Origin of the sequence: Rhizobium sp. CF142 (assembly GCF_000281145.1) — a bacterium.
GTDB lineage: Bacteria > Pseudomonadota > Alphaproteobacteria > Rhizobiales > Rhizobiaceae > Rhizobium.
In genome coordinates this window covers 1-2535 of record NZ_AJWE01000146.1, presented here as the reverse complement: position 1 = coordinate 2535, position 2535 = coordinate 1, and the positions used below count along the sequence as shown (strand labels likewise).

Genomic DNA, 2535 nt, shown 5'->3' with positions numbered 1-2535 from the left:
TGTAGCGGCTATTTAGTAATGCGACAGTTGGGCCAGTTAGAGATGCGACAGTCTCGCCTCTCGACGTTCTGGTCAATGCCAACGTTGGGAGCGAGGATGACGACCTTCAGCCTGGTCGAGACCATGAGCGGTCGGAGTCGTCATGTCCTGTTTGATCACCATGTCGCAGAAAGAGTTGCATCGCCTCGAAGTCATCCAGAAGATCCGTGACGAACGCCTGAGTGTTGTCCAGGCTGCCGCACTGCTCGACCTCAGTCGAAGTCAGGTGCATCGGCTGCTACAGGCCTATGATCTGGATGGTCCAGCTGGCCTTGTTTCCAAGAAGCGATCACGGCCGAGCAATCGGCGCCATAGCGAGGAGTTTCGCAATGCGGCGCTGGATCTGATCCGCGAACGTTATCTGGATTTCGGTCCGACACTGGCGCGCGAGAAGCTGATCGAGCTGCATCGGATATCAGTGGCCAAGGAGACGCTGCGGCAATGGATGACCGAGGCTGGCATCTGGGTTTCTCGCCGGGAACGCAAGAAGCGGGTTTTCCAGCCACGCGGTCGACGTGACTGCTTTGGCGAACTGGTGCAGATCGACGGGTCGCATCACTGGTGGTTCGAGAACCGCGGTCCCAAATGCGCCCTGCTCGTCTATATCGACGATGCCACCGGCAAGCTCTTACATCTTCGCTTTGCTGGCTCGGAGAACACGTTCGACTATCTGCATGCGACGAAGGCCTATCTGCAGCAATGGGGCAAGCCGCTGGCCTTCTACAGCGACAAGCACGGTGTTTTTCGTTCGACCCATGCGTCCGAGAAAGACCGCACGAGCGGCCTGACACAGTTCGGTCGGGCGCTCTATGAGCTGAACATCGATATCATTTGCGCCAACACCCCGCAGGCCAAGGGCCGAGTGGAACGCGCCAACCAGACGCTGCAGGATCGGCTGGTGAAGGAGATGCGGCTTCGCGGTATCGACACAATCGAGGATGCTAATGCCTATGCACCTGAGTTCATTGCGGATTTCAACGCGCGTTTCGGCAAGCCAGCACGCAATCCGAAGGACATGCACCGGCCGCTGGCCGATCATGAGAACCTCGATGGCGCCATGTGTCGCAAGGAAGTCCGTACCCTGTCGCAGTCCCTGACACTGCGTTACGACAAGGTGCTGTTCATTCTCGATCCGACTGAGATTTCCAGACCGTTGGCCGGCCAAAAGGTGATCGTTTGCGACTATCCGGACGGGCGGCTCGAGATCATGCACGAGAGCTTTGCCCTACCCTACAGAACTTTCGATACGTTACGCTCGGTGCATCGTGCCGAGGTCGTCGACAATAAGCGGCTGGACGACATGCTGTCTGTTGTCGCCGAGCTACAGGCCGGCAGAGACCAGCAGCGCAGCAAGAGCGGTCCCCGACGCACTGGACAGACGGATCATATGTTCGGTATTCGCGACGGCAGCAAGGGTAATGGCTATCAAAAGCGGGGTCGCAAGCCAGGGCCGAGGACGGATTTCATGAACGACCCGGCGGTGATTGCACGGCGAGAGAAAGCGTTATTGAGGCAGCCAGCGGCGGAATAAAAATCGTCAGTGCACGCCGATGTCGCTCTGCGTATCCGATTCCAATTGCAGGCAGGCGGACCAAAGCGGCGTCTTGTGGAAGGATCCGTCCTGGAAGAGTGTGAGCCCCTCTCTTGCTTCATAGAGCAAGCCGAGCCAGCACAAGCGCCGTAAGACGCCATACTGGAGATCGGACTTTAACTCCCAGGCTTCTAGGGTCATTTCGGTTTCCGAAAGAGGCGCCAGGTCTGGATAGAGGATCTTAGCAACATCCATTGGCGTGCAACCTTCTCTGGCCTTGATATTGAGAAGATTGAGGAACATGCGCCACCAGCGCAACCGCGCTTGCACCTGCTCTTTGCGCTCGGTGGCGTGGACATAGGAATAGAGATAATCCGTGGCGACCAGATCGAAGAAGGCTTGCGGGTTCACCAGAAACTCGCGGCCGCGTCTGGTTGGCAGCAGCACATCCTTTTTCCGGCGAAGCAGCTTCAGATGACGGGCCATGTCGCGCACCACCCATAGCGGCGGCATGTCGCTTTCATTGAGCACCTTGTTCATGCTGTAGAGGTCTTTGGCTGTGAAGTCGGGCCAGAGGAAGTTCACAGCGGCCCAATGCACGAACTTGCGGTTCATGGCGCCGGTCGTGGTTAATCCTATGCCACCCTCACCGTCAGCATAGGCAACCGCAAGAAGCATGCCGCGAACAAGTGGTGACAGCGCGGCGACATCGACGTCACCCTGCAACTTGATTTCCGGAAGCATCGTGCGGCTTTAATCCCTACCCGCCCCATGCGGTGTAAACGAGTATCAGCCGGCGACGGAACAATTGCTACTGAGAAAGCTAAAGCCGAAGGGGTGCGTCTCATCCGCCCCCGCTCCGCCCTCTCAACCCGGCCCTGCCGGTCGGATCGGGGGCTGACCGGCAGAGCCGGTGTCGCGTTTCTAACTGGCTGACAACGTCGCAGCCCTATTCAGCTTTGACA

The 2535-nt window shown here is 58.1% G+C and carries 2 protein-coding genes; one reads left to right on the top strand and one right to left on the bottom strand.

The features are described from left to right. Positions 1-142: 142 nt before the first annotated feature. Entirely contained in the window at positions 143-1570 is a 1428-nt protein-coding gene (locus tag PMI11_RS35875) for an ISNCY family transposase (protein WP_007827583.1), read from the top strand. A 6-nt stretch (positions 1571-1576) separates the two neighbouring features. Here the strand turns inward: PMI11_RS35875 and PMI11_RS35870 are convergent, their stop codons facing one another. Beyond that, positions 1577-2314, bottom strand: coding sequence for a hypothetical protein (locus tag PMI11_RS35870; RefSeq protein WP_007827581.1), 738 nt, complete (start codon positions 2312-2314; stop codon positions 1577-1579). Between the last annotated feature and the right edge of the window lie 221 nt (positions 2315-2535).

What these genes read in the sequence shown, in the direction of transcription:
- PMI11_RS35875 (WP_007827583.1), top strand. Translation starts at nt 143, where the DNA reads ATGTCCTGTTTGATCACCATGTCGCAGAAAGAGTTGCATCGCCTCGAA.
- PMI11_RS35870 (WP_007827581.1), bottom strand. Translation starts at nt 2,314, where the DNA reads ATGCTTCCGGAAATCAAGTTGCAGGGTGACGTCGATGTCGCCGCGCTG.